This is a genomic window from Streptomyces sp. NPDC058008 (assembly GCF_042886395.1).
GTDB lineage: Bacteria > Actinomycetota > Actinomycetes > Streptomycetales > Streptomycetaceae > Streptomyces.
The window spans coordinates 138,507-158,665 of record NZ_JBHVQX010000018.1 but is presented as its reverse complement, the minus strand read 5'-3'; the positions used below and the strand labels follow the sequence as shown (position 1 = coordinate 158,665).

20 protein-coding genes, 4 tRNA genes and 1 pseudogene are annotated in these 20,159 nt (G+C 69.7%); 17 read left to right on the top strand and 8 right to left on the bottom strand.

Features of this window, described 5'->3' with window-relative positions; all coding sequences use genetic code 11:
• Nucleotides 1-49: 49 nt before the first annotated feature.
• Nucleotides 50-322, top strand: a complete 273-nt coding sequence (locus ACFVS9_RS20230) for a GlsB/YeaQ/YmgE family stress response membrane protein (RefSeq protein WP_383117076.1) — start codon at nt 50-52, stop codon at nt 320-322.
• Nucleotides 323-423: 101 nt separating this feature from the next.
• Here the strand turns inward: ACFVS9_RS20230 and ACFVS9_RS20225 are convergent, their stop codons facing one another.
• Nucleotides 424-912, bottom strand: a complete 489-nt coding sequence (locus tag ACFVS9_RS20225) for a YajQ family cyclic di-GMP-binding protein (RefSeq protein WP_014154639.1) — start codon at nt 910-912, stop codon at nt 424-426.
• A 163-nt stretch (nt 913-1,075) separates the two neighbouring features.
• On the opposite strand from ACFVS9_RS20225, the gene ACFVS9_RS20220 reads away from it, so the two are divergent.
• Nucleotides 1,076-1,157: transfer RNA gene (locus ACFVS9_RS20220), tRNA-Tyr, on the top strand.
• A 99-nt stretch (nt 1,158-1,256) separates the two neighbouring features.
• On the opposite strand, the gene ACFVS9_RS20215 is transcribed toward ACFVS9_RS20220, so the two are convergent.
• The 5 genes from ACFVS9_RS20215 to ACFVS9_RS20195 all read right to left on the bottom strand — a co-directional run bounded on the left by ACFVS9_RS20215 (nt 1,257) and on the right by ACFVS9_RS20195 (nt 6,194).
• Nucleotides 1,257-1,685, bottom strand: coding sequence for a winged helix-turn-helix domain-containing protein (locus ACFVS9_RS20215; protein ID WP_389934063.1), 429 nt, complete (start codon nt 1,683-1,685; stop codon nt 1,257-1,259).
• Complete coding sequence (locus tag ACFVS9_RS20210; protein WP_389934060.1) at nt 1,682-2,512, bottom strand: hypothetical protein; 831 nt, start codon at nt 2,510-2,512, stop codon at nt 1,682-1,684. Before ACFVS9_RS20210 ends, ACFVS9_RS20215 begins: the two co-directional genes overlap by 4 nt.
• A 255-nt stretch (nt 2,513-2,767) precedes the next feature.
• The gene (locus ACFVS9_RS20205; protein ID WP_389934058.1) at nt 2,768-4,000 is read right to left on the bottom strand and encodes an MFS transporter; all 1,233 of its coding nucleotides are present in this window, start codon (nt 3,998-4,000) and stop codon (nt 2,768-2,770) included.
• A gap of 279 nt (nt 4,001-4,279) precedes the next feature.
• Nucleotides 4,280-4,936: an SDR family oxidoreductase gene (locus ACFVS9_RS20200; RefSeq protein ID WP_383117071.1), complete on the bottom strand. Its 657-nt coding sequence runs from the start codon at nt 4,934-4,936 to the stop codon at nt 4,280-4,282.
• Nucleotides 4,937-4,970: 34 nt separating this feature from the next.
• The gene (locus ACFVS9_RS20195) at nt 4,971-6,194 is read right to left on the bottom strand and encodes an amidohydrolase family protein (RefSeq protein ID WP_389934055.1); all 1,224 of its coding nucleotides are present in this window, start codon (nt 6,192-6,194) and stop codon (nt 4,971-4,973) included.
• 211 nt (nt 6,195-6,405) lie between these two features.
• On the opposite strand from ACFVS9_RS20195, the pseudogene ACFVS9_RS20190 reads away from it, so the two are divergent.
• From ACFVS9_RS20190 to ACFVS9_RS20160, 7 genes and pseudogenes are all read left to right on the top strand, one after another.
• Nucleotides 6,406-6,516 (top strand): annotated as a pseudogene (locus ACFVS9_RS20190) (hypothetical protein); the annotation flags it as partial.
• Nucleotides 6,479-6,551, top strand: a tRNA-Thr gene (locus ACFVS9_RS20185). The pseudogene ACFVS9_RS20190 and the gene ACFVS9_RS20185, both read left to right, overlap by 38 nt.
• 46 nt (nt 6,552-6,597) lie before the next feature.
• Nucleotides 6,598-6,670: transfer RNA gene (locus tag ACFVS9_RS20180), tRNA-Met, on the top strand.
• An 89-nt stretch (nt 6,671-6,759) separates the two neighbouring features.
• Nucleotides 6,760-6,924, top strand: a complete 165-nt coding sequence (gene rpmG, locus ACFVS9_RS20175; RefSeq protein ID WP_003956487.1) for a 50S ribosomal protein L33 — start codon at nt 6,760-6,762, stop codon at nt 6,922-6,924.
• Between the two features lie 114 nt (nt 6,925-7,038).
• Nucleotides 7,039-7,491, top strand: coding sequence for a MaoC family dehydratase N-terminal domain-containing protein (locus tag ACFVS9_RS20170; RefSeq protein ID WP_383117069.1), 453 nt, complete (start codon nt 7,039-7,041; stop codon nt 7,489-7,491).
• The gene (locus ACFVS9_RS20165) at nt 7,491-7,919 is read left to right on the top strand and encodes a MaoC family dehydratase (RefSeq protein WP_389934052.1); all 429 of its coding nucleotides are present in this window, start codon (nt 7,491-7,493) and stop codon (nt 7,917-7,919) included. The genes ACFVS9_RS20170 and ACFVS9_RS20165 overlap by 1 nt, the downstream gene beginning before the upstream one ends.
• 124 nt (nt 7,920-8,043) lie before the next feature.
• Complete coding sequence (locus ACFVS9_RS20160; RefSeq protein ID WP_389934049.1) at nt 8,044-9,099, top strand: UDP-N-acetylmuramate dehydrogenase; 1,056 nt, start codon at nt 8,044-8,046, stop codon at nt 9,097-9,099.
• Between the two features lie 36 nt (nt 9,100-9,135).
• Here the strand turns inward: ACFVS9_RS20160 and ACFVS9_RS20155 are convergent, their stop codons facing one another.
• Both ACFVS9_RS20155 and ACFVS9_RS20150 read right to left on the bottom strand, forming a co-directional pair.
• A complete protein-coding gene (locus ACFVS9_RS20155; RefSeq protein ID WP_383117067.1) occupies nt 9,136-10,149 on the bottom strand; it encodes an adenosine deaminase in 1,014 nt (337 codons plus the stop codon).
• A gap of 124 nt (nt 10,150-10,273) precedes the next feature.
• Nucleotides 10,274-11,500 (bottom strand): pyridoxal phosphate-dependent aminotransferase, encoded by a 1,227-nt coding sequence (locus ACFVS9_RS20150; RefSeq protein ID WP_383117066.1) that lies wholly within the window; start codon nt 11,498-11,500, stop codon nt 10,274-10,276.
• Nucleotides 11,501-11,714: 214 nt separating this feature from the next.
• Here ACFVS9_RS20150 and ACFVS9_RS20145 point away from each other — a divergent pair.
• The 8 genes from ACFVS9_RS20145 (at nt 11,715) to rpoB (ending at nt 20,066) form a co-directional block, all read left to right on the top strand.
• Nucleotides 11,715-11,787 (top strand) — tRNA-Trp (locus ACFVS9_RS20145).
• Between the two features lie 106 nt (nt 11,788-11,893).
• On the top strand, nt 11,894-12,181 hold the full coding sequence (secE, locus tag ACFVS9_RS20140) for a preprotein translocase subunit SecE (RefSeq protein ID WP_015578365.1): 288 nt from the start codon (nt 11,894-11,896) through the stop codon (nt 12,179-12,181).
• 73 nt (nt 12,182-12,254) lie between these two features.
• Nucleotides 12,255-13,121 carry a transcription termination/antitermination protein NusG gene (nusG, locus tag ACFVS9_RS20135; protein ID WP_383117065.1) on the top strand — a complete coding sequence of 289 codons (867 nt, stop codon included), beginning with the start codon at nt 12,255-12,257 and terminating at the stop codon, nt 13,119-13,121.
• A 177-nt stretch (nt 13,122-13,298) separates the two neighbouring features.
• Nucleotides 13,299-13,733 (top strand): 50S ribosomal protein L11, encoded by a 435-nt coding sequence (gene rplK, locus ACFVS9_RS20130; RefSeq protein WP_018550660.1) that lies wholly within the window; start codon nt 13,299-13,301, stop codon nt 13,731-13,733.
• Nucleotides 13,734-13,815: 82 nt separating this feature from the next.
• Nucleotides 13,816-14,538 carry a 50S ribosomal protein L1 gene (rplA, locus tag ACFVS9_RS20125; RefSeq protein WP_014154604.1) on the top strand — a complete coding sequence of 241 codons (723 nt, stop codon included), beginning with the start codon at nt 13,816-13,818 and terminating at the stop codon, nt 14,536-14,538.
• 397 nt (nt 14,539-14,935) lie between these two features.
• A complete protein-coding gene (gene rplJ, locus ACFVS9_RS20120) occupies nt 14,936-15,499 on the top strand; it encodes a 50S ribosomal protein L10 (RefSeq protein WP_329231821.1) in 564 nt (187 codons plus the stop codon).
• Between the two features lie 86 nt (nt 15,500-15,585).
• Nucleotides 15,586-15,969, top strand: a complete 384-nt coding sequence (gene rplL, locus ACFVS9_RS20115) for a 50S ribosomal protein L7/L12 (RefSeq protein WP_123524195.1) — start codon at nt 15,586-15,588, stop codon at nt 15,967-15,969.
• A gap of 611 nt (nt 15,970-16,580) precedes the next feature.
• The gene (gene rpoB / locus ACFVS9_RS20110; protein ID WP_383118433.1) at nt 16,581-20,066 is read left to right on the top strand and encodes a DNA-directed RNA polymerase subunit beta; all 3,486 of its coding nucleotides are present in this window, start codon (nt 16,581-16,583) and stop codon (nt 20,064-20,066) included.
• The last annotated feature ends 93 nt before the right edge of the window (nt 20,067-20,159 follow it).

Below are 20,159 nucleotides of genomic sequence, written 5' to 3'. Positions count from 1 at the left end.
CCCCGTGCGTCTTGGCTTGCAGGAACAAGTGACGGGTAGGAACGCGAACATGAGCATCATCAGTTGGATCATCCTCGGGCTGCTGGCCGGAGCCATAGCCAAACTCCTCCTGCCGGGCCGCGACCCCGGCGGCATCATCGGCACCACCCTCATCGGCATCGTGGGCGCGTTCCTGGGCGGCTGGCTGTCGTCCCAGTTCCTGGACCGGCCCATCAACACCGACTTCTACGACACGGCCACCTGGATCGCCGCCATCGCGGGATCCCTCGTCCTGCTGATCGCCTACCGGCTGCTCTTCGGCAACTCCCGCGACCGCCGCTGAACCACGCCCCCTCCGCCCCCGCGGAAACGGCAACGGGGCGGGCCGTGCCCACCGGCACGCCCCGCCCCGCCCGAGACCCGCTGCACACGGCAGCGAACCGTCTACCGGTAGTTGGCGAACTGCACCGCGAAGTCGAGGTCCTTGCCCTTGATCAGCGCCTGCACCGCCTGGAGGTCGTCCCGGCTCTTGGAGCTGACCCGCAGCTCCTCGCCCTGGACCTGCGCCTTGACGCCCTTCGGGCCCTCATCGCGGATGATCTTCGCCACCTTCTTGGCGTTCTCCTGGGAGATGCCCTCCTCGATCGTGGCGAAGATCTTGTACTCCTTGCCGGAAAGCTGTGGCTCACCCGCGTCCAGCGACTTCAGGGAGATCCCACGCTTGATCAGCTTGGACTGGAAGATGTCGAGGATGGCCTTGACCCGCTCCTCGCCGTTCGCCTCCATCAGGATCTTCTCGCCGGACCAGGAGATCGACGCGCCCGTGCCCTTGAAGTCGTAGCGCTGGGAGATCTCCTTCGCGGCCTGGTTGAGGGCGTTGTCGACCTCCTGCCGCTCGACCTTCGAGACGATGTCGAAACTGGAGTCGGCCATGACGTGTGGCTCCTTGCGTCGTATGCGTTGGGGTACGGCACAAAGCCTAGCCACCCGCGCCCGCACCCGGCGCTGATCAACCGGGTGGCGTAGCACCCCTGGGCATCAGGTATCGTTTACGTCGTCGCCAAGGGCCTGAAACCGGACCCGAGGCGCAGTTCCAGGCGGTGTGCCCGAGTGGCCAAAGGGAGCAGACTGTAAATCTGCCGGCTCAGCCTACCCAGGTTCGAACCCTGGCGCCGCCACAGGACGGGAAACCCCGTCCGACCTGCTTTAGCCGCAGGTCGGGCGGGGTTTCTGCGTGTGTGGAGGCGTGAGGCGCGGTCCCGGCCGCCCGCGATGTCTCAGCCCGATCCCGCCTCCGGCGGGACGGCCGGGTCCGCTCCCGCGCCGATGGTCGATGTGCTGGACGGACCAGGAGCCGGGTGATGGCCTTCCAGGCGGAGGACGAGTGCGCACAGGGCCCGCAGTTCGACGTCCAGAGCCCTGGCACCTTCGCGGGTGAGGGCGACCCACGTCCGGGGACGCCTGCCTGCGTAGCCCTTCTCCACGGTGATCAGACCCGATTCCTCCAGCACCCGCAGATGCCGTGAGAGGTTTCCGTCCGTGACGGCCAACTGCTTCTTCAGGAAGCCGAACTCGACCCGATCGGCTTCCCGGGCGATGGTGAGGACCCCGAGCCGCACCCGCTGGTGGACGGTGTCGTCCAGCGACTGGGTGGGATGAAGTCCTTCCTGGTCATCCCCCGTAGCGGCCGAACCCCCGACACTCATGCGGCAACCGTACCCGTATCCACGGGACCGGACGCGGCCCGGCGGCGGGCCGTCGCCCACTCGGCCAGTCCGGCGAGGAGCAGGACGGCGGCGAGCAGCAGTGCCTTGAACTGGGGACCGTCGGACCAGCCGGGGTGGGCCGGATGTTGCCAGGGGAGCCATCCGCTTCCCCAGGGGGCGCTGAAGTAGCCGGTGAGCAGCAGGGCGTGAGCGGCGCCGGCGGCGGCGGCGATCCACCTGCGTTCGGTCACACCGAGGGCGATGAGTCCGATCCCGACCACGTACCAGGGAGAGGCGTAGCGGTTCTCCAGCACCGCGGCTTCCCACGGCTGGTTCCTGCCGAAGATCAGCACCAGCAGGACGGCCGTGATCGCCACGGTCGTGATGCCCGTCGTTCGGAGCCATGCGCCCCGCCGGGGGACCACGCCCCGGGATTCGCCACGCAGGCGGTACCAGCGGGCGAAGAGGAACCACGCCAGGGGGAGGAGCGCGAACCACACGCCCCACGCCACGAACCGCAGGGTGGCGCCGTCGAACTCGCCCGCCCGGCAGGGGGTCCCCGGTTCGTGAACGACGCACAGGCCGGTCCATTCGGCGTAGGCGAGAGCCGAATACGACCTGATGCTGCGGCGGTGGGCTCCGAAGCCGAAGGCGTGCAGGGCCATCGGGGCGGCCGCCAGCCCGAGAAGCCCGAAGCCGAGAAGGGATGCCCACGCGCCGTCCATCTGCGCACGGGTTCTGGCCCGCAGGCCCTCCGCTCCCGCCAGCAGGTCGGCTGCTCGCGCCGCCGGTCCGACTCCCGTGCTGTCCGGTGATGGTGTTCCCACGATGTCCCCCTTGCGGTCGCGCTTCAGCAGCGCCGGCAGGGAGCGACCGGTCAGCGGCTCCCTCGGGCTAACTTTGCGATGCAAAGTGCACGGTGGTCAAGAGTGCTTGGTCGAACAGCATTCCGTGGAGCGGAGAGATGATGAGCGGAGGGTGCCGGACCCGGCAGGGCGGGACCCCGCCCTCACCGGTGGCGGCAGGACAGCGTTCCGCAGGCTCCGAGCCCCTGCGTGCTTCGCGCGTGGAACCCGCCCTGATCAGCGGGAACGGCGCCCGTCCGCCCTCCGGGCAGCCAGCGTTCCGGTACCCGAGGGGCGCCGCAGCAGATAGACGCCCGCGCACGCCACCAGGACCGCCATGCACGCGATGAAGACCAGCCCCGCGTCCCGGAGGCCGATGTGGCCCGTGAGGATGCCCACGCCGATCACCGGCAGTGAGATGCCCGCGTACGCCACCACGAACAGCGTCGAGATCACCGCCGCCCGGCGGTCCGGGGGCGACGCCGCCGCCACCTGGGACAGGGCCGCCCGGAAGGCCAGGCCCTGGCCCGCGCCTCCGAGGAGCGCGCTCAGTACGACCAGGGGCAGCACCTGCCACCACAGGGCGGCCGCCAGCAGCGCCAGCCCGCCGAGGAGGCCCGCGCAGCCCAGCGGCAGCGAGCGCCGTTCGCCGATCCGGCCGACCGCCGACTGCCCGGCGATCGAGGCGAAGAACGCCAGCGCCACGATCAGCCCGCTCACCGCGCGGTTGTCCACGTCCAGGAACTCGGAGAGGAACGCCGGGCTGACCGAGGTGAACACCCCGAACAGCGCGAACCCCACGAAGGAGGCGAGCGCCGCAGGCCGGAACGCCGCGCGGACCTCGGGCGGCAGACCGGGCCGCTGAGGGCGCACGGTGCTCAGGGGCCGCCGCTCGGCCACGGTCTCCCGCAGGCCGAGCAGGACGGCCGCCGAGACGGCCAGCAGCGCCAGGTGCACGACGAAGGGCAGGTACAGCGGCCAGGGGGCGTACTGCGCGAGGATCCCGGCGAGCAGCGGACCGCAGCCCAGGCCGCCCATGTTGGCGGCCGTCGCGACGAACGAGGCCCTGGGGGAGCCCTTTCCCGGCGCCAGTTCCATGACGTACGCCGTGGCCGCGCCGGTGAACAGCCCGGCCGACAGGCCCGACAGGAGCCGTCCCGCGTAGAGCCAGCCCAGCGCGGTGGCGCACAGGAAGCAGGCGGCGCTCGCCGCCGCGCAGACCAGGCCCCACAGCAGCACCGGACGCCTGCCCACCGCGTCGGAGGCGTTGCCCGCCAGCAGGAGCACCCCGATGACACCGAAGGCGTACACGGCGTACACCACGGTCACCGTCAGCTCGGAGAAGCCGAGCTTGTCCTGGTAGAGGCTGTAGAGAGGCGTGGGCAGGGTGGTGCCCGCCATGCACACGGCGAACACCGCCCCGCTCAGGAAGCAGGGGAGCCACCCTCGGCGATCAAGGCCACCGTCCATGCGGCCGACGCTATCCCGCGAACGCTCCGGCGGCCCGGAACGCCTCGCGCCGCGTGAAGGCGCCCCGCACCGCCGGCGCCCGAGTCGGGCTGCCCCCACCGCTCCGCGTCGCCGCGCCGCGGAAAGCCCCGCCCGTACCGCCTCGCAACCCACACCACTCCGCGACGCCGCGGCCCCGCCGGCCGGCCCGGCCCCGCCGGCCGGCCCGGCCCCGCCGGCCGGACCAGGCCGGTATGCCGCGGTCCGTCCGTCCGGTGCGTACCGGCCGGACGGCGGGGCTCAATTCCCCGCGATGTCCTTCACCGCGACCGTCACCGGCTTGCTCCCGCTGATCAGCTCCAGCGTCAGGCCCGCCGTGGCCGGGGTGTCCAGCAGCTCCACCAGCACCGCCGCCACGTCGTCGCGGGGAACCGGACCCCGGCCGGTCGAGGCGGCCAGCAGGACCTGGCCCGTGCCCGCGTCGTTCGTCAGCATCCCGGGGCGCAGGATCGTCCAGTCCAGACCGCCCCTGGAACGTACGTACGCGTCCGCCTCGCCCTTGGCCCGCTGGTAGACGTCGAAGACCTCGTCGCCGGTGTGGGCGGGGTCGGCGCCCATGGAGGACACCACGACGTAACGCCGTACGCCCGCCCGCTCCGCCGCGTCCGCGAAGAGCACGGCCGCTCCGCGGTCCACCGTGTCCTTGCGCGCCGAGCCGCTGTCCGGCCCGGCCCCGGCCGCGAAGACCACCGCGTCGGCGCCCCTCAGGACCTCCGCCGTCTCCTCGACGGACGCCGATTCGAGGTCAAGGACGACGGGCTCCGCACCCGCCGCCCTCAGCTCCTCGCTCTGCTGCGGATTACGGATGACGCCCACCGCTTCGTCACCGCGCGCGGCGAGCAGCCGCTCCAGCCGCAGCGCGATCTGACCATGTCCACCTGCAATGACAATGCGCATGCTTCCGACCGTACGCCGCGCGGCCCGCTCCCGCTCAAGGCCCGCCGCCGGGGCCGGAATCGGAGCGCCCCTGGCGGGGGAGGTCGAGGGCGGACGCGGCGGCCCCCGAGTCGCGGTACTCGCGCACGGCGCTGGTCCGCGCCGCCACCCGTCCGCGGTGCACCACGATCCTGCTGTACGCGAGGGAGAGCGCCCCCGCCAGGCCGTCCCCGCGCACGGCCAGCAGTTCCGCCGGGGAGCCGGCCTCGACGCGCACCCCGGGCAGGCCCAGGGCCGTCCTCGCGGCGCCGGAGACGGTGTCGTAGGCCTGTTCGGGGCTGAGGCCCTCCTGCGAGGCGAGCAGGTACGCCGCCTCCAGGGGGTCCCCCCGGCCGACCGGGTTGGTCCGGTCGCGCAGCGCGCCGCTGCCCGCCGCCACCCGCACCCCGGCGGAGCGCAGCAGCCGTACGGGCGGTGTCCCCCGGAGCCCGGCGCAGGGGCAGGCCCCCTGGGGGAGGCAGACCACCGTCACGGCGGCGGCCGCGAGCCGGTCGGCCGTCCGGGCCGCCTCCTCGTAGGGAAGCCGTGAGAGGCCCGCGCAGGGGCTCAGGCAGACGCCGGGCCGGAACCCTCCGGCCAGCGCGGCCAGCCGGGCGAGGGCGGCCGGGTCGGCGCCGTCGGTGTGCAGGTCGACCGGGCGGCCGTGGGCGGCGGCGAGCTCCAGGACGGCTTCGGTGTGGCCCGCCGGGTCGGGGTCGAGGTCGGGCCGGCCGCCGATCACCCCCGCGCCCATCCGCACGGCGTCCCGGAGCGCGGCGAGGCCGTCGGCGCCCGCGGCACCGGTGAGCACCGGCGGCACGGCCACGGCGGTCAGCTCGGTGAGCCCGCGCAGCGAACGGCGGGCCGCCAGGACCCCCTCCAGCGGCCCGAGGCCCTGTACGCCGCCGACGCGCACATGGGCGCGCACCGCGGTGGCCCCGTGGCTGAGCTGGAGCAGCGCGGCCTCCGTGGCGCGGCGCCGTACGTCCTCGGGCCGCCGGGACGGCGGGTCCTGCGCCATGGCGGTCAGCGCGGTGCCGGGGTGGGCGTGGGGCTCGGCGGGGGCCGGCAGCAGCAGGTAGCCACGCAGGTCCAGGCGGGTCCCCGGGGAGGTCAGGCTGCCCGCGGCCCCGACCTCCTCGATGCGGGGACCGCCGATCCGCACGTCGACGGTGCGCCCGTCCGGGAGCCGCGCCCCGCTGAGGAGGAGCACGGGCGCGGCACTGGGACGTTCGGGCATCGCGCCGCTCCTGGAAGGAATGCGAGATCACGCAGAGTGCGGCGAGCCTAGGCGGGGGTCATGCCCGCTCCGAGGAGGAGCGAATTAGTCGTACGAATGTGGCCCGTGGGACGGGCGGGCCCCGCGGTGCCGGGAGGCCGCGTGAGGTGGTCCGCCGCGCCGGGATCCGTGCTGATCAAGGGCCTGATCAGGGGGGTGGCGGCGAGGGCGGGAAAGGCCCTGGCGGGGGCGACGGAAACGGATTTGGGCGATCGGCGAGAGACCGTGTAATGTCTTCCTCGCTCGCCCCAATAGCTCAGTCGGTAGAGCGTCTCCATGGTAAGGAGAAGGTCTGCGGTTCGATTCCGCATTGGGGCTCTGGTGATCGGGTCACCCCGCTTCGGCGGGGGAAGCCCGGCATCAAAGCGGTGTAGCTCAGTCGGTAGAGCAAGCGGCTCATAATCGCTGTGTCACCGGTTCAAGTCCGGTCACCGCTACTAACGGTAGCCGATTGTGGGGTCGGTCCTTCGATCGGCTACTCTTTTTTGCGTTCATCCGTCCATCCGTCCGTCCAAGGAGCACTCACGTGGCTGCCACCGACGTCCGCCCGAAGATCACGCTGGCCTGCGTGGAGTGCAAGGAGCGGAACTACATCACCAAGAAGAACCGGCGTAACAACCCGGACCGTCTTGAGATGAAGAAGCACTGCCCGCGCTGCAACTCGCACACCGCGCACCGCGAAACGCGCTGAAACAGGCTCGTACACGAGGCCGTCCCCACTGGGGGCGGCCTCGTGTCGTTTTATCCGGTGATCCGGGTGGTACTTCGCCCCTCATTCGACATTTCATCAGGAGGTACCGGGCTCATGGCGCTCGACCAGTCCTTCGTGGGGCGGACCTATCCGCCCACCCCGGCGTACGAGGTCGGCCGGGAGAAGATCCGGGAGTTCGCGGAGGCGGTGGGCGACACCAACCCTGTCTACGCCGACCCGGAAGCCGCCAAGGCCCTGGGGTACGCGGACGTGATCGCCCCGCCGACGTTCGTGTTCTCCATCACCTTCAGGGCCGCGGGCCAGGTGATCCAGGACCCGCAGCTCGGGCTGGACTACAGCCGCGTGGTGCACGGCGACCAGAAGTTCGCCTATGTGCGTCCCGTGCGGGCGGGGGACCGGCTGACGGTCACCTCGACCATCGAGGCCATCAAGACGATGGCGGGCAACGACATCCTGGACATCCGCGGCGAGGTGCACGACGAGTCCGGTGAACACGTGGTGACCGCGTGGACGAAGCTGGTGGCGCGCGCCGCCGAGGAGGCGTGATGACGGCGACCGTCGCTTACGGAGCGGTCGAGGTCGGTACGGAACTGCCGGCCCGGTCCTTCCCGGTGACCCGCGCGACGCTGGTGCAGTACGCGGGCGCCTCCGGAGACTTCAACCCGATCCACTGGAACGAGAAGTTCGCGGTCGAGGTCGGGCTGCCCGACGTGATCGCGCACGGCATGTTCACCATGGCCGAGGCCATCCGCGTGGTCACCGACTGGGCCGGCGACCCGGGCGCGGTCGTCGAGTACGGCGTGCGGTTCACCAAGCCGGTGGTCGTGCCGAACGACGGCACCGGGGCGCTGATCGAGGTCAGCGGCAAGGTCGCCGCGAAGCTGGACGACAACCTCGTACGGGTCGACCTGACGGTCATGAGCGACGCCAGGAAGGTGCTGGGCATGTCCCGCGCCGTCGTCCGCCTCGCCTGAGGGACCCGGAGGGACGGCGCGCCCGCACCGGCCGGAGGGCGCGGCCCCGCTGCCGCCGCCCGACCGCTTCCCGTACGTACGGTCCATGGCCCGCTCCTGGGCCGTGGACCGTACTCTTGTCCCCGTGCAGGAACTCCACGACGCCCCCCTCGCCCCCCTGACCACCTTCCGCCTCGGCGGCCCGGCCAACCGCCTCCTGACGGCGACCACGGACGCGGAGGTGATCGCCGCCGTGCGCGAGGCCGACGACACCGGCACCCCGCTCCTGGTGATCGGCGGCGGCTCCAACCTGGTCATCGGCGACAAGGGCTTCGACGGGACGGCCCTGCGCATCGCGACCAAGGGGTTCGAACTCTCCGGTACGGCGCTCGAACTGGCCGCGGGCGAGGTCTGGGCCGACGCCGTGGCCCGTACGGTCGAGGCGGGGCTCGCCGGGATCGAGTGCCTCGCCGGGATCCCCGGATCCGCCGGGGCGACGCCGATCCAGAACGTCGGTGCCTACGGGCAGGAGGTGTCCTCGGTCATCACCGAGGTCGTCGCCTACGACCGGCACACCCGGGAGACGGTCACCCTCCCGAACGAGGTCTGCGCGTTCTCGTACCGCCACAGCCGCTTCAAGGCCGAACCCGACCGCTTCGTCGTGCTCCGCGTCCGCTTCGGGCTGGAGGACGCGGGCGGGCTGTCCGCCCCCCTGCGCTACCCCGAGACCGCCAAGGCCATGGGCGTCGCACAGGGCGAACGCGTGCCGGCCGCCTCCGCCACCGGGACCGTCCTCCGGCTGAGGGCCGGCAAGGGCATGGTGCTCGACCCCGAGGACCACGACACCTGGTCGGCGGGCTCCTTCTTCACCAACCCGATCCTCGACGAGGCGGAGCACGCGGCCTTCCTCGCGCGCGCCGGTGAACGCCTGGGCGCGGGCGTCACGCCCCCGGCCTTCCCCACGGGCGACGGGCGCGTGAAGACCTCGGCCGCCTGGCTCATCGACCGGGCCGGCTTCACCAAGGGGTACGGCACGGGCCCCGCGCGCATCTCCACCAAGCACACGCTCGCCCTCACCAACCGCGGCGAGGCCACCACCGAGGACCTGCTGGCGCTCGCCCGCGAGGTCGTCGCCGGGGTCCACGAGGCCTTCGGGGTCACGCTCGTCAACGAACCGGTGACGGTCGGCGTCAGCCTGTAGGCGTCCGGCCCGCGGGAAGCCCGGGGGACCGGCGCCTCAGCCGGCCAGCCACGCGTCGATGCCGCCCAGCAGCTTCTCCCGCACGTCCAGGGGCGCCACCGACCCCCGCACCGACTGCCGGGCCAGCTCCGCCAGTTCCTCGTCGGTGAAGCCGTGGTGGCGGCGTACGAGGTCGTACTGCGCGGCCAGCCGGGAACCGAACAGCAGCGGGTCGTCCGCGCCGAGCGCCATCGGCACGCCCGCGTCGAACAGAGTGCGCAGGGGGACGTCGGCGGGCTTCTCGTAGACGCCGAGGGCCACGTTGGAGGCCGGGCAGACCTCGCAGGTCACCCCCCGCTCGGCGAGCTTGCGCAGCAGCCTCGGATCCTCCGCCGCCCGCACGCCGTGCCCGATCCGGGACGCGTCGAGGTCGTCCAGGCAGTCCCGGACGCTGGAGGGGCCGGAGAGCTCACCGCCGTGCGGGGCCGCCAGCAGACCGCCCTCACGGGCGATGGCGAAGGCACGGTCGAAGTCACGGGCCATCCCGCGGCGCTCGTCGTTGGAGAGCCCGAAGCCGACGACCCCCCGGTCCGCGTACCGCACGGCGAGCCGCGCCAGCGTACGGGCGTCCAGCGGATGCTTCATGCGGTTCGCCGCGATCACCACACGGATCCCGAGCCCGGTCTCGCGCGCCGCGCGGTCCACGGCGTCCAGGATGATCTCGATCGCCGGGATCAGCCCGCCGAGCAGCGGGGCGTACGACGTCGGGTCGACCTGGATCTCCAGCCAGCCGGAGCCGTCCGCGACGTCCTCCATGGCCGCCTCGCGCACGAGCCGCTGGATGTCCTCCGGCGAGCGCAGGCAGGACCGGGCGATGTCGTAGAGGCGCTGGAAACGGAACCAGCCGCGTTCGTCGGTGGCCCGCAGTCTGGGGGGCTCACCGCCGGTCAGCGCGTCGGGGAGATGCACCCCGTACTTGTCCGCCAGTTCGAGCAGGGTGGTGGGCCGCATCGACCCGGTGAAGTGCAGGTGCAGATGGGCCTTGGGCAACCGCCGTACGTCACGCTCCATCGGAAGATCTTGCCGCACGCGAGGGGTGTCGCGGTAGCGGGATCCCCCTGTGAGTTATCGCTCGAACAACAAGACGACCCCCGGCCGGAGCCGGGGGTCGGTCTCGACGGGCGTGTGCCGCGCGTCAGTCGCGGGCCTCGCCCAGCAGCTTCTGGAGCCGGGAGACGCCCTCGACGAGGTCGTCGTCGCCCAGGGCGTAGGACAGCCGCAGGTAACCCGGAGTGCCGAACGCCTCGCCCGGCACCACGGCGACCTCGGCCTCGTCCAGGATGAGGGCCGCGAGCTCGGCCGAGTCCGCCGGGCGCCTGCCGCGGATCTCCTTGCCGAGCAGCGCCTTCACCGACGGGTACGCGTAGAACGCGCCCTCGGGCTCCGGGCAGAGCACGCCGTCGATCTCGTTGAGCATGCGCACGATCGTCCGGCGGCGGCGGTCGAAGGCGGTCCGCATCTCGGCGACCGCGTCCAGCGGCCCGGAGACGGCGGCCAGCGCGGCGGCCTGGGCGACGTTGTTGACGTTGGAGGTGGCGTGCGACTGAAGGTTGGTCGCGGCCTTCACGATGTCCTTCGGGCCGATGATCCAGCCGACCCGCCAGCCGGTCATGGCGTAGGTCTTGGCGACGCCGTTGACCACGACGCACCGGTCACGCAGCTCGGGCACGACCGCGGGGAGCGAGGCGGCGGCCGCGCCACCGTAGACCAGGTGCTCGTAGATCTCGTCGGTCATCACCCAGAGACCGTGCTCCACGGCCCAGCGGCCGATCGCCTCGGTCTCGGCCTCGCTGTACACGGCACCCGTCGGGTTGGACGGGGACACGAAGAGGACGACCTTGGTGCGCTCGGTCCGCGCCGCCTCGAGCTGCTCGACCGAGACCCGGTAGCCGGTGGTCTCGTCGGCCACGACCTCGACCGGGACACCGCCGGCGAGACGGATCGACTCCGGGTAGGTGGTCCAGTACGGGGCGGGGACGATGACCTCGTCGCCCGGGTCGAGGATCGCGGCGAACGCCTCGTAGATGGCCTGCTTGCCCCCGTTGGTCACCAGGATCTGGGACGGGTCGACCTCGTAGCCGGAGTCGCGCAGCGTCTTCGCGGCGATGGCGGCCTTGAGCTCGGGCAGCCCGCCCGCCGGGGTGTAGCGGTGGTACTTCGGGTCGCGGCACGCCTCGATCGCGGCGTCCACGATGTAACCGGGGGTCGGGAAGTCGGGCTCGCCGGCGCCGAAGCCGATCACCGGACGCCCGGCGGCCTTGAGGGCCTTGGCCTTGGCGTCGACGGCGAGGGTGGCGGACTCGGAGATCGCACCGATGCGGGCCGAGACCCGGCGCTCGGACGGAGAAGTTGCAGCGCTCATGCCCCCCATGCTCGCAGACCGGAAAAGCCCACGGCACAGGGGTTTCAGGGACCGGACAGGAGTCGGACAGCATGCGGACAGGACCGGTCGGTAGTTGTCTGTTCGACGCGGAGGCCCTGAGCACGTACACTCACCTGTCGTTGGCCTTCATCAGCCGCACCGTTTTCCCGACCGGCCCGCCGGTGAGGATGCGGTAGGTTGGTGGAAACCACAAAGGGTCGTAGCTCAATTGGTAGAGCACTGGTCTCCAAAACCAGCGGTTGGGGGTTCAAGTCCCTCCGGCCCTGCTACACACTCCTTCGCCAGGATGTGTGCGCATGTACGTACTTCAATGCACAGCCGTGCGGCTCCACCGGGCGCGGCACGGCCACGACCCGGAATCAGGTGAGTAGCGTGACGGACGCCGTGGGCTCCATCGACATGCCTGATGCCGAGGACGAAGCCCCCGAGTCGAAGAAGAAGGCCCGGAAGGGCGGCAAGCGCGGCAAGAAGGGCCCTCTGGGCCGTCTCGCGCTGTTCTACCGCCAGATCGTCGCCGAGCTCCGCAAGGTCGTCTGGCCTACGCGCAGCCAGCTGTCTACGTACACCGCAGTGGTGATCGTGTTCGTGGTCGTCATGATCGGTCTCGTCACCGTGATTGACTTCGGATTCGCGCGGGTCATCAAGTACGTCTTCGGCTGATCCCGCGGAGGGCGCCTCACCGGCGCCCCTTTCGCATGTTCCACCCATATGTATCCAGGAAGAAGCAGCCATCGTGTCTGACCCGAACCTGAACGACGACGCCGAGCCGAAGGCGAGCGCCGTCGAGTCCGCCGAGGACGAGCTCGACATCGTCGAGGCGGCGGATGCCGTGGCCCCGGACCAGGTCGACGCTGCTGACGCCGCCGCGGGTGAGCCCGCCGAGCAGGACGCCGTGCGTGTCGAGTCCGACGAGGACGAGGAGGCGGCCGAGGACGAAGAGGCCGCCGCCGGGTCCGAGGAGGAGGCCGAGCCGGCCGCCCCCGTCGACGCCGTCGCCGCCCTCCGTGACGAGCTGCGCGGACTTCCCGGCGAGTGGTACGTCATCCACACGTACGCCGGTTACGAGAAGCGCGTGAAGGCCAACCTGGAGCAGCGCGCCGTCTCGCTCAACGTCGAGGACTTCATCTACCAGGCCGAGGTGCCCGAGGAAGAGATCGTCCAGATCAAGAACGGTGAGCGGAAGAACGTCCGTCAGAACAAGCTCCCGGGATACGTCCTGGTGCGCATGGACCTGACGAACGAGTCCTGGGGTGTTGTCCGCAACACGCCCGGCGTCACCGGCTTCGTGGGCAACGCCTACGACCCGTACCCGCTGACCCTGGACGAGATCGTCAAGATGCTCGCCCCCGAGGCCGAGGAGAAGGCGGCCCGCGAGGCGGCCGAGGCCGAGGGCAAGCCGGCTCCGGCCCGCAAGGTCGAGGTCCAGGTCCTGGACTTCGAGGTGGGCGACTCGGTCACCGTCACCGACGGTCCGTTCGCGACCCTCCAGGCGACGATCAACGAGATCAACGCCGACTCGAAGAAGGTCAAGGGCCTCGTCGAGATCTTCGGCCGCGAGACCCCGGTCGAGCTCAGCTTCGACCAGATCCAGAAGAACTGACGGCTTTCCGCCCGTTCCTGGACACATGCCTACCGAGCAGGTCAGACAGGCTTCGCAGCCCGTCTGACCTGCTCGGTTTTTGGTCGCGCAGCTATACCCGTTATCGTTGCGCGGTATGCCTCCATCCGGATGACCGGAACGGCGGCGAAACACTCTCACTAGGACCCGGAGAGAGCAATGCCTCCCAAGAAGAAGAAGGTCACGGGGCTTATCAAGCTCCAGATCAACGCCGGTGCGGCCAACCCGGCGCCGCCGGTCGGTCCCGCACTGGGCCAGCACGGCGTCAACATCATGGAGTTCTGCAAGGCCTACAACGCCGCGACCGAGTCGCAGCGTGGCATGGTCGTGCCGGTGGAGATCACGGTCTACGAGGACCGTTCCTTCACCTTCATCACGAAGACTCCGCCGGCCGCCAAGCTGATCCTCAAGGCCGCGGGTGTGGACAAGGGCTCCGGCGAGCCCCACAAGACCAAGGTCGCCAAGCTCACGGCCGACCAGGTCCGCGAGATCGCCACGACCAAGCTCCCCGACCTGAACGCCAACGACCTCGACGCCGCGTCGAAGATCATCGCTGGCACCGCCCGTTCCATGGGCATCACGGTCGAAGGCTGAGTCAGCCCCGTAGCCCCACAGTGGTAGGACCAAGCGCTGGTCCGCACCACGACTCCACACTCTGAAAACCACAGGAGTAGATGTGAAGCGCAGCAAGAACCTCCGCGCTGCGGACGCGAAGATCGACCGGGAGCGCACCTACGCCCCGCTCGAGGCCGTCCGTCTCGCCAAGGACACCGCCGCCACCAAGTTCGACGGCACCGTCGAGGTCGCGTTCTGCCTGGGTGTTGACCCTCGCAAGGCCGACCAGATGGTCCGTGGCACCGTGAACCTCCCGCACGGCACCGGCAAGACCGCCCGGGTCCTGGTCTTCGCGACCGGTGACCGTGCTGCGGCCGCGGAAGCCGCGGGCGCCGACATCGTCGGCGCCGACGAGCTCATCGATGAGGTGGCGAAGGGCCGTCTGGACTTCGACGCCGTCGTCGCCACGCCGGACCTCATGGGCAAGGTCGGCCGCCTGGGCCGCGTGCTCGGTCCGCGTGGTCTGATGCCGAACCCGAAGACCGGCACCGTCACCCCCGATGTCGTCAAGGCTGTCAACGACATCAAGGGCGGAAAGATCGAGTTCCGCGTCGACAAGCACTCGAACCTGCACTTCATCATCGGGAAGACCTCTTTCGATGACACGAAGCTGGTCGAGAACTACGGCGCGGCCCTGGAGGAGATCCTCCGTCTGAAGCCGTCCGCCGCGAAGGGTCGCTTCATCAAGAAGGCGACCATGAGCACGACGATGGGCCCCGGCATCCCGCTGGACGCCAACCGCGTGCGCAACCTCCTCGTCGAGGAGGACCCGGCCGCCGTCTGAGCCCCCGTGCTCACCCGGTAGCCGCGTCACGGCATGGGACGGGCCCCGCAGCCTCTGGGAGGCTGCGGGGCCCGTCCGCGTACGCCGCCGGCCCCGCCCCGGCCCGTCGTGGAGCCGTTCAAACCTCCCGCACCGGTCGAACCGGGACGGATTTGCTCCGGACGGCTCCGGTCGCGTACGCTCACGAAGAAGCCAAAGACCGCTGGTCGTTGCCGCGTCCTCGCAAGAGGAATCGGTGACCGAAGGATCCGTCAAGAACGGGCGACCTGCGCAGGTGACTGTGGAAAGCTCCCGGATTCCGTCCGGTCGAGCTACGCCCTGGCGCCCGCGCCGGGGCGTTTCGTCTTTTCCGGCCCCTTCTGAGCGGTCCTCATCACCCGGAAGGAGGCCGACGCTCATGGCAAGGCCCGACAAGGCTGCCGCGGTAGCCGAGCTGACGGACCAGTTCCGCAGCTCGAACGCCGCCGTGCTGACCGAGTACCGGGGTCTCACCGTGGCGCAGCTCAAGACGCTGCGTCGTTCGCTCGGTGAGAACGCCCAGTACGCCGTGGTGAAGAACACGCTGACCAAGATTGCGGCCAACGAGGCCGGGATCGACACGCTGGACGACCTGTTCGCAGGCCCGACGGCGGTTGCCTTCATCACCGGTGACCCGGTGGAGTCGGCGAAGGGTCTTCGTGACTTCGCCAAGGACAACCCCAACCTCATCATCAAGGGCGGTGTCCTTGACGGTAAGGCGCTGTCCGCCGATGAGATCAAGAAGCTCGCGGACCTCGAGTCCCGCGAGGTTCTGCTCGCCAAGCTGGCCGGCGCCATGAAGGGCAAGCAGACTCAGGCTGCGCAGCTCTTCCAGGCTCTGCCGTCGAAGTTCGTCCGCACCGCGGAAGCGCTTCGCGCCAAGAAGGCCGAGCAGGGCGGTGCCGGTACGCCGGCTCCCGCCGACGCCGAGGTGGCGGAGTAACACTCCGCGGCCACGGCTCGCAGCGGGCCCGTACGCCCGCCTACATATACATCCGGCACCTGCCGAATTAGTGGAAGGACGCCATCATGGCGAAGCTCAGCCAGGAAGACCTGCTCGCCCAGTTCGAGGAGCTCACCCTCATCGAGCTCTCCGAGTTCGTTAAGGCGTTCGAGGAGAAGTTCGACGTCACCGCCGCCGCCGCGGTCGCCGTCGCCGGTCCCGCCCAGGGTGGCCCCGCCGCCGAGGCCGAGGCCGAGCAGGACGAGTTCGACGTCATCCTCACGGGTGCCGGCGAGAAGAAGATCCAGGTCATCAAGGTCGTGCGTGAGCTGACCTCGCTGGGTCTCAAGGAGGCCAAGGACCTCGTCGACGGCGCCCCGAAGCCCGTCCTCGAGAAGGTCGCCAAGGAGGCCGCCGAGAAGGCTGCCGAGTCCCTCAAGGGCGCCGGCGCCTCCGTCGAGGTCAAGTGACCCTGCGAGTCCTCTGACTCCTCAGGACCGTCCCTGCCGCGAGGCGGGGACGTCACATCGCGAAGGGCGATCACCCATCCGGGTGGTCGCCCTTTGGCGTGCCCCCGGAGGCTGCCTTGAACTTCCGCCCGCGACGAGTAGGGTGATCTTCGCCGTGCGTTTCTCCGGGGCGCTCAGAGGGCCGTCAACAGGCGTCCTCCGGGCACAGGTGAAGATCGCCGGACGTCCGACGGGGCCACTGGGCCTTGACGAACCGCACGCGGCGCGCAATTCTCAGGACGCGTCGTCATCTCGATCCGCATCCGAGGCATGGATCGAGAGCGAAGAGGGCAGTAAAGAAGAGCGCACCCCGCGCGAGGGCTATTCATAGGTGTTGAGAACAGCTGTTGAGAGCAACGTGGGTCTCTGAGAACCCCGACTGGACATCAGTGTGCCACTTGGCTACACTGACCCTTTGCGCTGCCTGTTAGCTGCCTCCTGCCCGTCACCAGGGGCATGCCCACGCCTAGCACCGATGACCAGACTTTCCCTGACCTTGGGTTTTCTGTCTCTGTGCGGGGCTTGGGGCCGGTACGCGCGTAGTGAGTCCGAGCCCTCGGAAGGACCCCCTCTTGGCCGCCTCGCGCAACGCCTCGACCTCGAATACGAACAACGGTGCCAGCACCGCCCCGCTGCGCATCTCTTTTGCAAAGATCAAGGAGCCCCTCGAGGTTCCGAACCTCCTCGCGCTGCAGACCGAGAGCTTTGACTGGCTCCTCGGCAACGCCGCCTGGAAGGCTCGCGTCGAGGCTGCTCTGGACAGCGGACAAGACGTCCCCACCAAGTCCGGCCTGGAGGAAATCTTCGAGGAGATTTCGCCGATCGAGGACTTCTCCGGGTCGATGTCGCTCACGTTCCGCGACCACCGCTTCGAGCCCCCGAAGAACTCGATCGACGAGTGCAAGGAGCGCGACTTCACGTTCGCCGCGCCGCTCTTCGTCACGGCCGAGTTCACCAACAACGAGACCGGCGAGATCAAGTCCCAGACGGTCTTCATGGGCGACTTCCCGCTCATGACCAACAAGGGCACCTTCGTCATCAACGGCACCGAGCGTGTCGTCGTGTCGCAGCTCGTGCGCTCGCCGGGTGTCTACTTCGACTCCTCCATCGACAAGACGTCCGACAAGGACATCTTCTCCGCCAAGATCATCCCGTCCCGGGGTGCCTGGCTGGAGATGGAGATCGACAAGCGCGACATGGTCGGTGTCCGCATCGACCGCAAGCGCAAGCAGTCCGTCACCGTCCTCCTGAAGGCGCTCGGCTGGACCACCGAGCAGATCCTCGAGGAGTTCGGCGAGTACGAGTCCATGCGCGCCACCCTGGAGAAGGACCACACCCAGGGCCAGGACGACGCGCTGCTCGACATCTACCGCAAGCTGCGTCCGGGCGAGCCGCCCACGCGCGAGGCCGCTCAGACGCTGCTCGAGAACCTCTACTTCAACCCGAAGCGCTACGACCTCGCGAAGGTCGGCCGCTACAAGGTGAACAAGAAGCTCGGCGCCGACGAGCCGCTCGACGCCGGTGTCCTCACCAGCGACGACATCATCGCCACCATCAAGTACCTGGTGAAGCTGCACGCCGGCGAGACCGAGACGGTCGGCGAGTCCGGCCGTTCGATCATGGTCGAGACCGATGACATCGACCACTTCGGCAACCGCCGTATCCGTAACGTCGGTGAGCTCATCCAGAACCAGGTCCGTACGGGTCTCGCCCGTATGGAGCGCGTCGTGCGCGAGCGCATGACCACCCAGGACGTCGAGGCGATCACGCCGCAGACCCTGATCAACATCCGGCCGGTCGTCGCCTCCATCAAGGAGTTCTTCGGCACCAGCCAGCTGTCCCAGTTCATGGACCAGAACAACCCGCTGTCGGGGCTGACGCACAAGCGTCGTCTGAACGCCCTCGGCCCGGGTGGTCTGTCCCGTGAGCGGGCCGGCTTCGAGGTCCGTGACGTCCACCCGTCGCACTACGGCCGCATGTGCCCCATCGAGACGCCCGAAGGCCCGAACATCGGTCTGATCGGCTCGCTGGCCTCCTACGGGCGCATCAACCCGTTCGGTTTCATCGAGACGCCGTACCGCAAGGTCGTCGAGGGTGTCGTCACCGACGACGTCGACTACCTGACGGCCGACGAAGAGGACCGCTTCGTGATCGCCCAGGCGAACGCGACGCTCTCCGACGACATGCGCTTCACCGAGGCCCGCGTCCTGGTCCGCCGCCGTGGCGGCGAGATCGACTACATCCCCGGTGACGACGTCGACTACATGGACGTCTCGCCGCGCCAGATGGTGTCGGTCGCCACCGCGATGATCCCGTTCCTCGAGCACGACGACGCCAACCGTGCCCTCATGGGCGCGAACATGATGCGTCAGGCCGTCCCGCTCATCAAGAGCGAGGCGCCGCTGGTCGGCACCGGCATGGAGTACCGCTGTGCCACCGACGCCGGCGACGTGCTCAAGGCGGAGAAGGCGGGTGTGGTCCAGGAGGTCTCCGCGGACTACATCACCGTGACGAACGACGACGGCACGTACACCACGTACCGCATCGCCAAGTTCTCGCGCTCCAACCAGGGCACCTCGGTCAACCAGAAGGTCGTCGTCTCCGAGGGCGACCGCGTGATCGAGAGCCAGGTCCTCGCCGACGGGCCCGCCACCGAGAACGGTGAGATGGCGCTCGGCAAGAACCTGCTCGTGGCGTTCATGCCCTGGGAGGGTCACAACTACGAGGACGCGATCATCCTGTCGCAGCGCCTCGTGCAGGACGACGTCCTCTCCTCGATCCACATCGAGGAGCACGAGGTCGACGCCCGTGACACCAAGCTCGGCCCGGAGGAGATCACCCGGGACATCCCGAACGTCTCCGAGGAGGTCCTCGCCGACCTCGACGAGCGCGGCATCATCCGCATCGGTGCCGAGGTCGTCGCCGGTGACATCCTCGTCGGCAAGGTCACGCCCAAGGGTGAGACCGAGCTGACCCCGGAGGAGCGTCTGCTCCGCGCGATCTTCGGCGAGAAGGCGCGCGAGGTGCGTGACACCTCGCTCAAGGTCCCGCACGGCGAGATCGGCAAGGTCATCGGCGTCCGCGTCTTCGACCGCGAGGAGGGCGACGAGCTGCCGCCGGGCGTGAACCAGCTGGTCCGCGTCTACGTCGCGCAGAAGCGCAAGATCACCGATGGTGACAAGCTCGCCGGCCGTCACGGCAACAAGGGCGTCATCTCGAAGATCCTCCCGATCGAGGACATGCCGTTCCTGGAGGACGGCACCCCGGTCGACATCATCCTCAACCCGCTGGGTGTCCCGTCCCGAATGAACCCGGGACAGGTCCTGGAGATCCACCTCGGCTGGCTCGCCAGCCGCGGCTGGGACGTCTCCGGCCTCGGTGACGAGTGGGCCCAGCGCCTGCAGGCCATCGGCGCCGACCAGGTCGCCCCCGGCACCAACGTCGCCACGCCCGTCTTCGACGGCGCCCGCGAGGACGAGATCTCCGGTCTCTTCGGAGCCACGATCCCGAACCGCGACGGCGACCGGCTGGTCCAGCCCTCCGGCAAGGCCCAGCTGTTCGACGGCCGCTCCGGCGAGCCGTTCCCGGACCCGGTCTCGATCGGGTACATGTACATCCTCAAGCTGCACCACCTGGTCGACGACAAGCTCCACGCGCGTTCGACCGGCCCGTACTCCATGATCACGCAGCAGCCGCTGGGTGGTAAGGCGCAGTTCGGTGGTCAGCGATTCGGTGAGATGGAGGTGTGGGCCCTTGAGGCATACGGCGCCGCATACGCCCTCCAGGAGCTCCTGACGATCAAGTCCGACGACGTCACCGGCCGTGTGAAGGTCTACGAGGCGATCGTCAAGGGCGAGAACATCCCCGAGCCGGGCATTCCCGAGTCCTTCAAGGTGCTCATCAAGGAAATGCAGTCGCTCTGCCTCAACGTGGAGGTGCTGTCCTCGGACGGCATGTCCATCGAGATGCGCGACACGGACGAGGACGTCTTCCGCGCGGCGGAGGAGCTCGGTATCGACCTGTCCCGGCGCGAGCCGAGCAGCGTCGAAGAGGTCTGACGGGTTGCCCGGCCGGATCCCCGTGATCCGGCCGGCCCTCCCCGGACCCGTTCAGACCATTGCTGAAGTGCCCCGATTTCTCGCGTGAAGCGA

What these genes read in the sequence shown, in the direction of transcription:
- ACFVS9_RS20230 (WP_383117076.1), top strand. Translation starts at nt 50, where the DNA reads ATGAGCATCATCAGTTGGATCATCCTCGGGCTGCTGGCCGGAGCCATA.
- ACFVS9_RS20225 (WP_014154639.1), bottom strand. Translation starts at nt 912, where the DNA reads ATGGCCGACTCCAGTTTCGACATCGTCTCGAAGGTCGAGCGGCAGGAG.
- ACFVS9_RS20215 (WP_389934063.1), bottom strand. Translation starts at nt 1,685, where the DNA reads ATGAGTGTCGGGGGTTCGGCCGCTACGGGGGATGACCAGGAAGGACTT.
- ACFVS9_RS20205 (WP_389934058.1), bottom strand. Translation starts at nt 4,000, where the DNA reads ATGGACGGTGGCCTTGATCGCCGAGGGTGGCTCCCCTGCTTCCTGAGC.
- ACFVS9_RS20200 (WP_383117071.1), bottom strand. Translation starts at nt 4,936, where the DNA reads ATGCGCATTGTCATTGCAGGTGGACATGGTCAGATCGCGCTGCGGCTG.
- ACFVS9_RS20195 (WP_389934055.1), bottom strand. Translation starts at nt 6,194, where the DNA reads ATGCCCGAACGTCCCAGTGCCGCGCCCGTGCTCCTCCTCAGCGGGGCG.
- ACFVS9_RS20170 (WP_383117069.1), top strand. Translation starts at nt 7,039, where the DNA reads ATGGCGCTCGACCAGTCCTTCGTGGGGCGGACCTATCCGCCCACCCCG.
- ACFVS9_RS20165 (WP_389934052.1), top strand. Translation starts at nt 7,491, where the DNA reads ATGACGGCGACCGTCGCTTACGGAGCGGTCGAGGTCGGTACGGAACTG.
- ACFVS9_RS20155 (WP_383117067.1), bottom strand. Translation starts at nt 10,149, where the DNA reads ATGGAGCGTGACGTACGGCGGTTGCCCAAGGCCCATCTGCACCTGCAC.
- ACFVS9_RS20150 (WP_383117066.1), bottom strand. Translation starts at nt 11,500, where the DNA reads ATGAGCGCTGCAACTTCTCCGTCCGAGCGCCGGGTCTCGGCCCGCATC.
- rplK (WP_018550660.1), top strand. Translation starts at nt 13,299, where the DNA reads ATGCCTCCCAAGAAGAAGAAGGTCACGGGGCTTATCAAGCTCCAGATC.
- rplJ (WP_329231821.1), top strand. Translation starts at nt 14,936, where the DNA reads ATGGCAAGGCCCGACAAGGCTGCCGCGGTAGCCGAGCTGACGGACCAG.
- rplL (WP_123524195.1), top strand. Translation starts at nt 15,586, where the DNA reads ATGGCGAAGCTCAGCCAGGAAGACCTGCTCGCCCAGTTCGAGGAGCTC.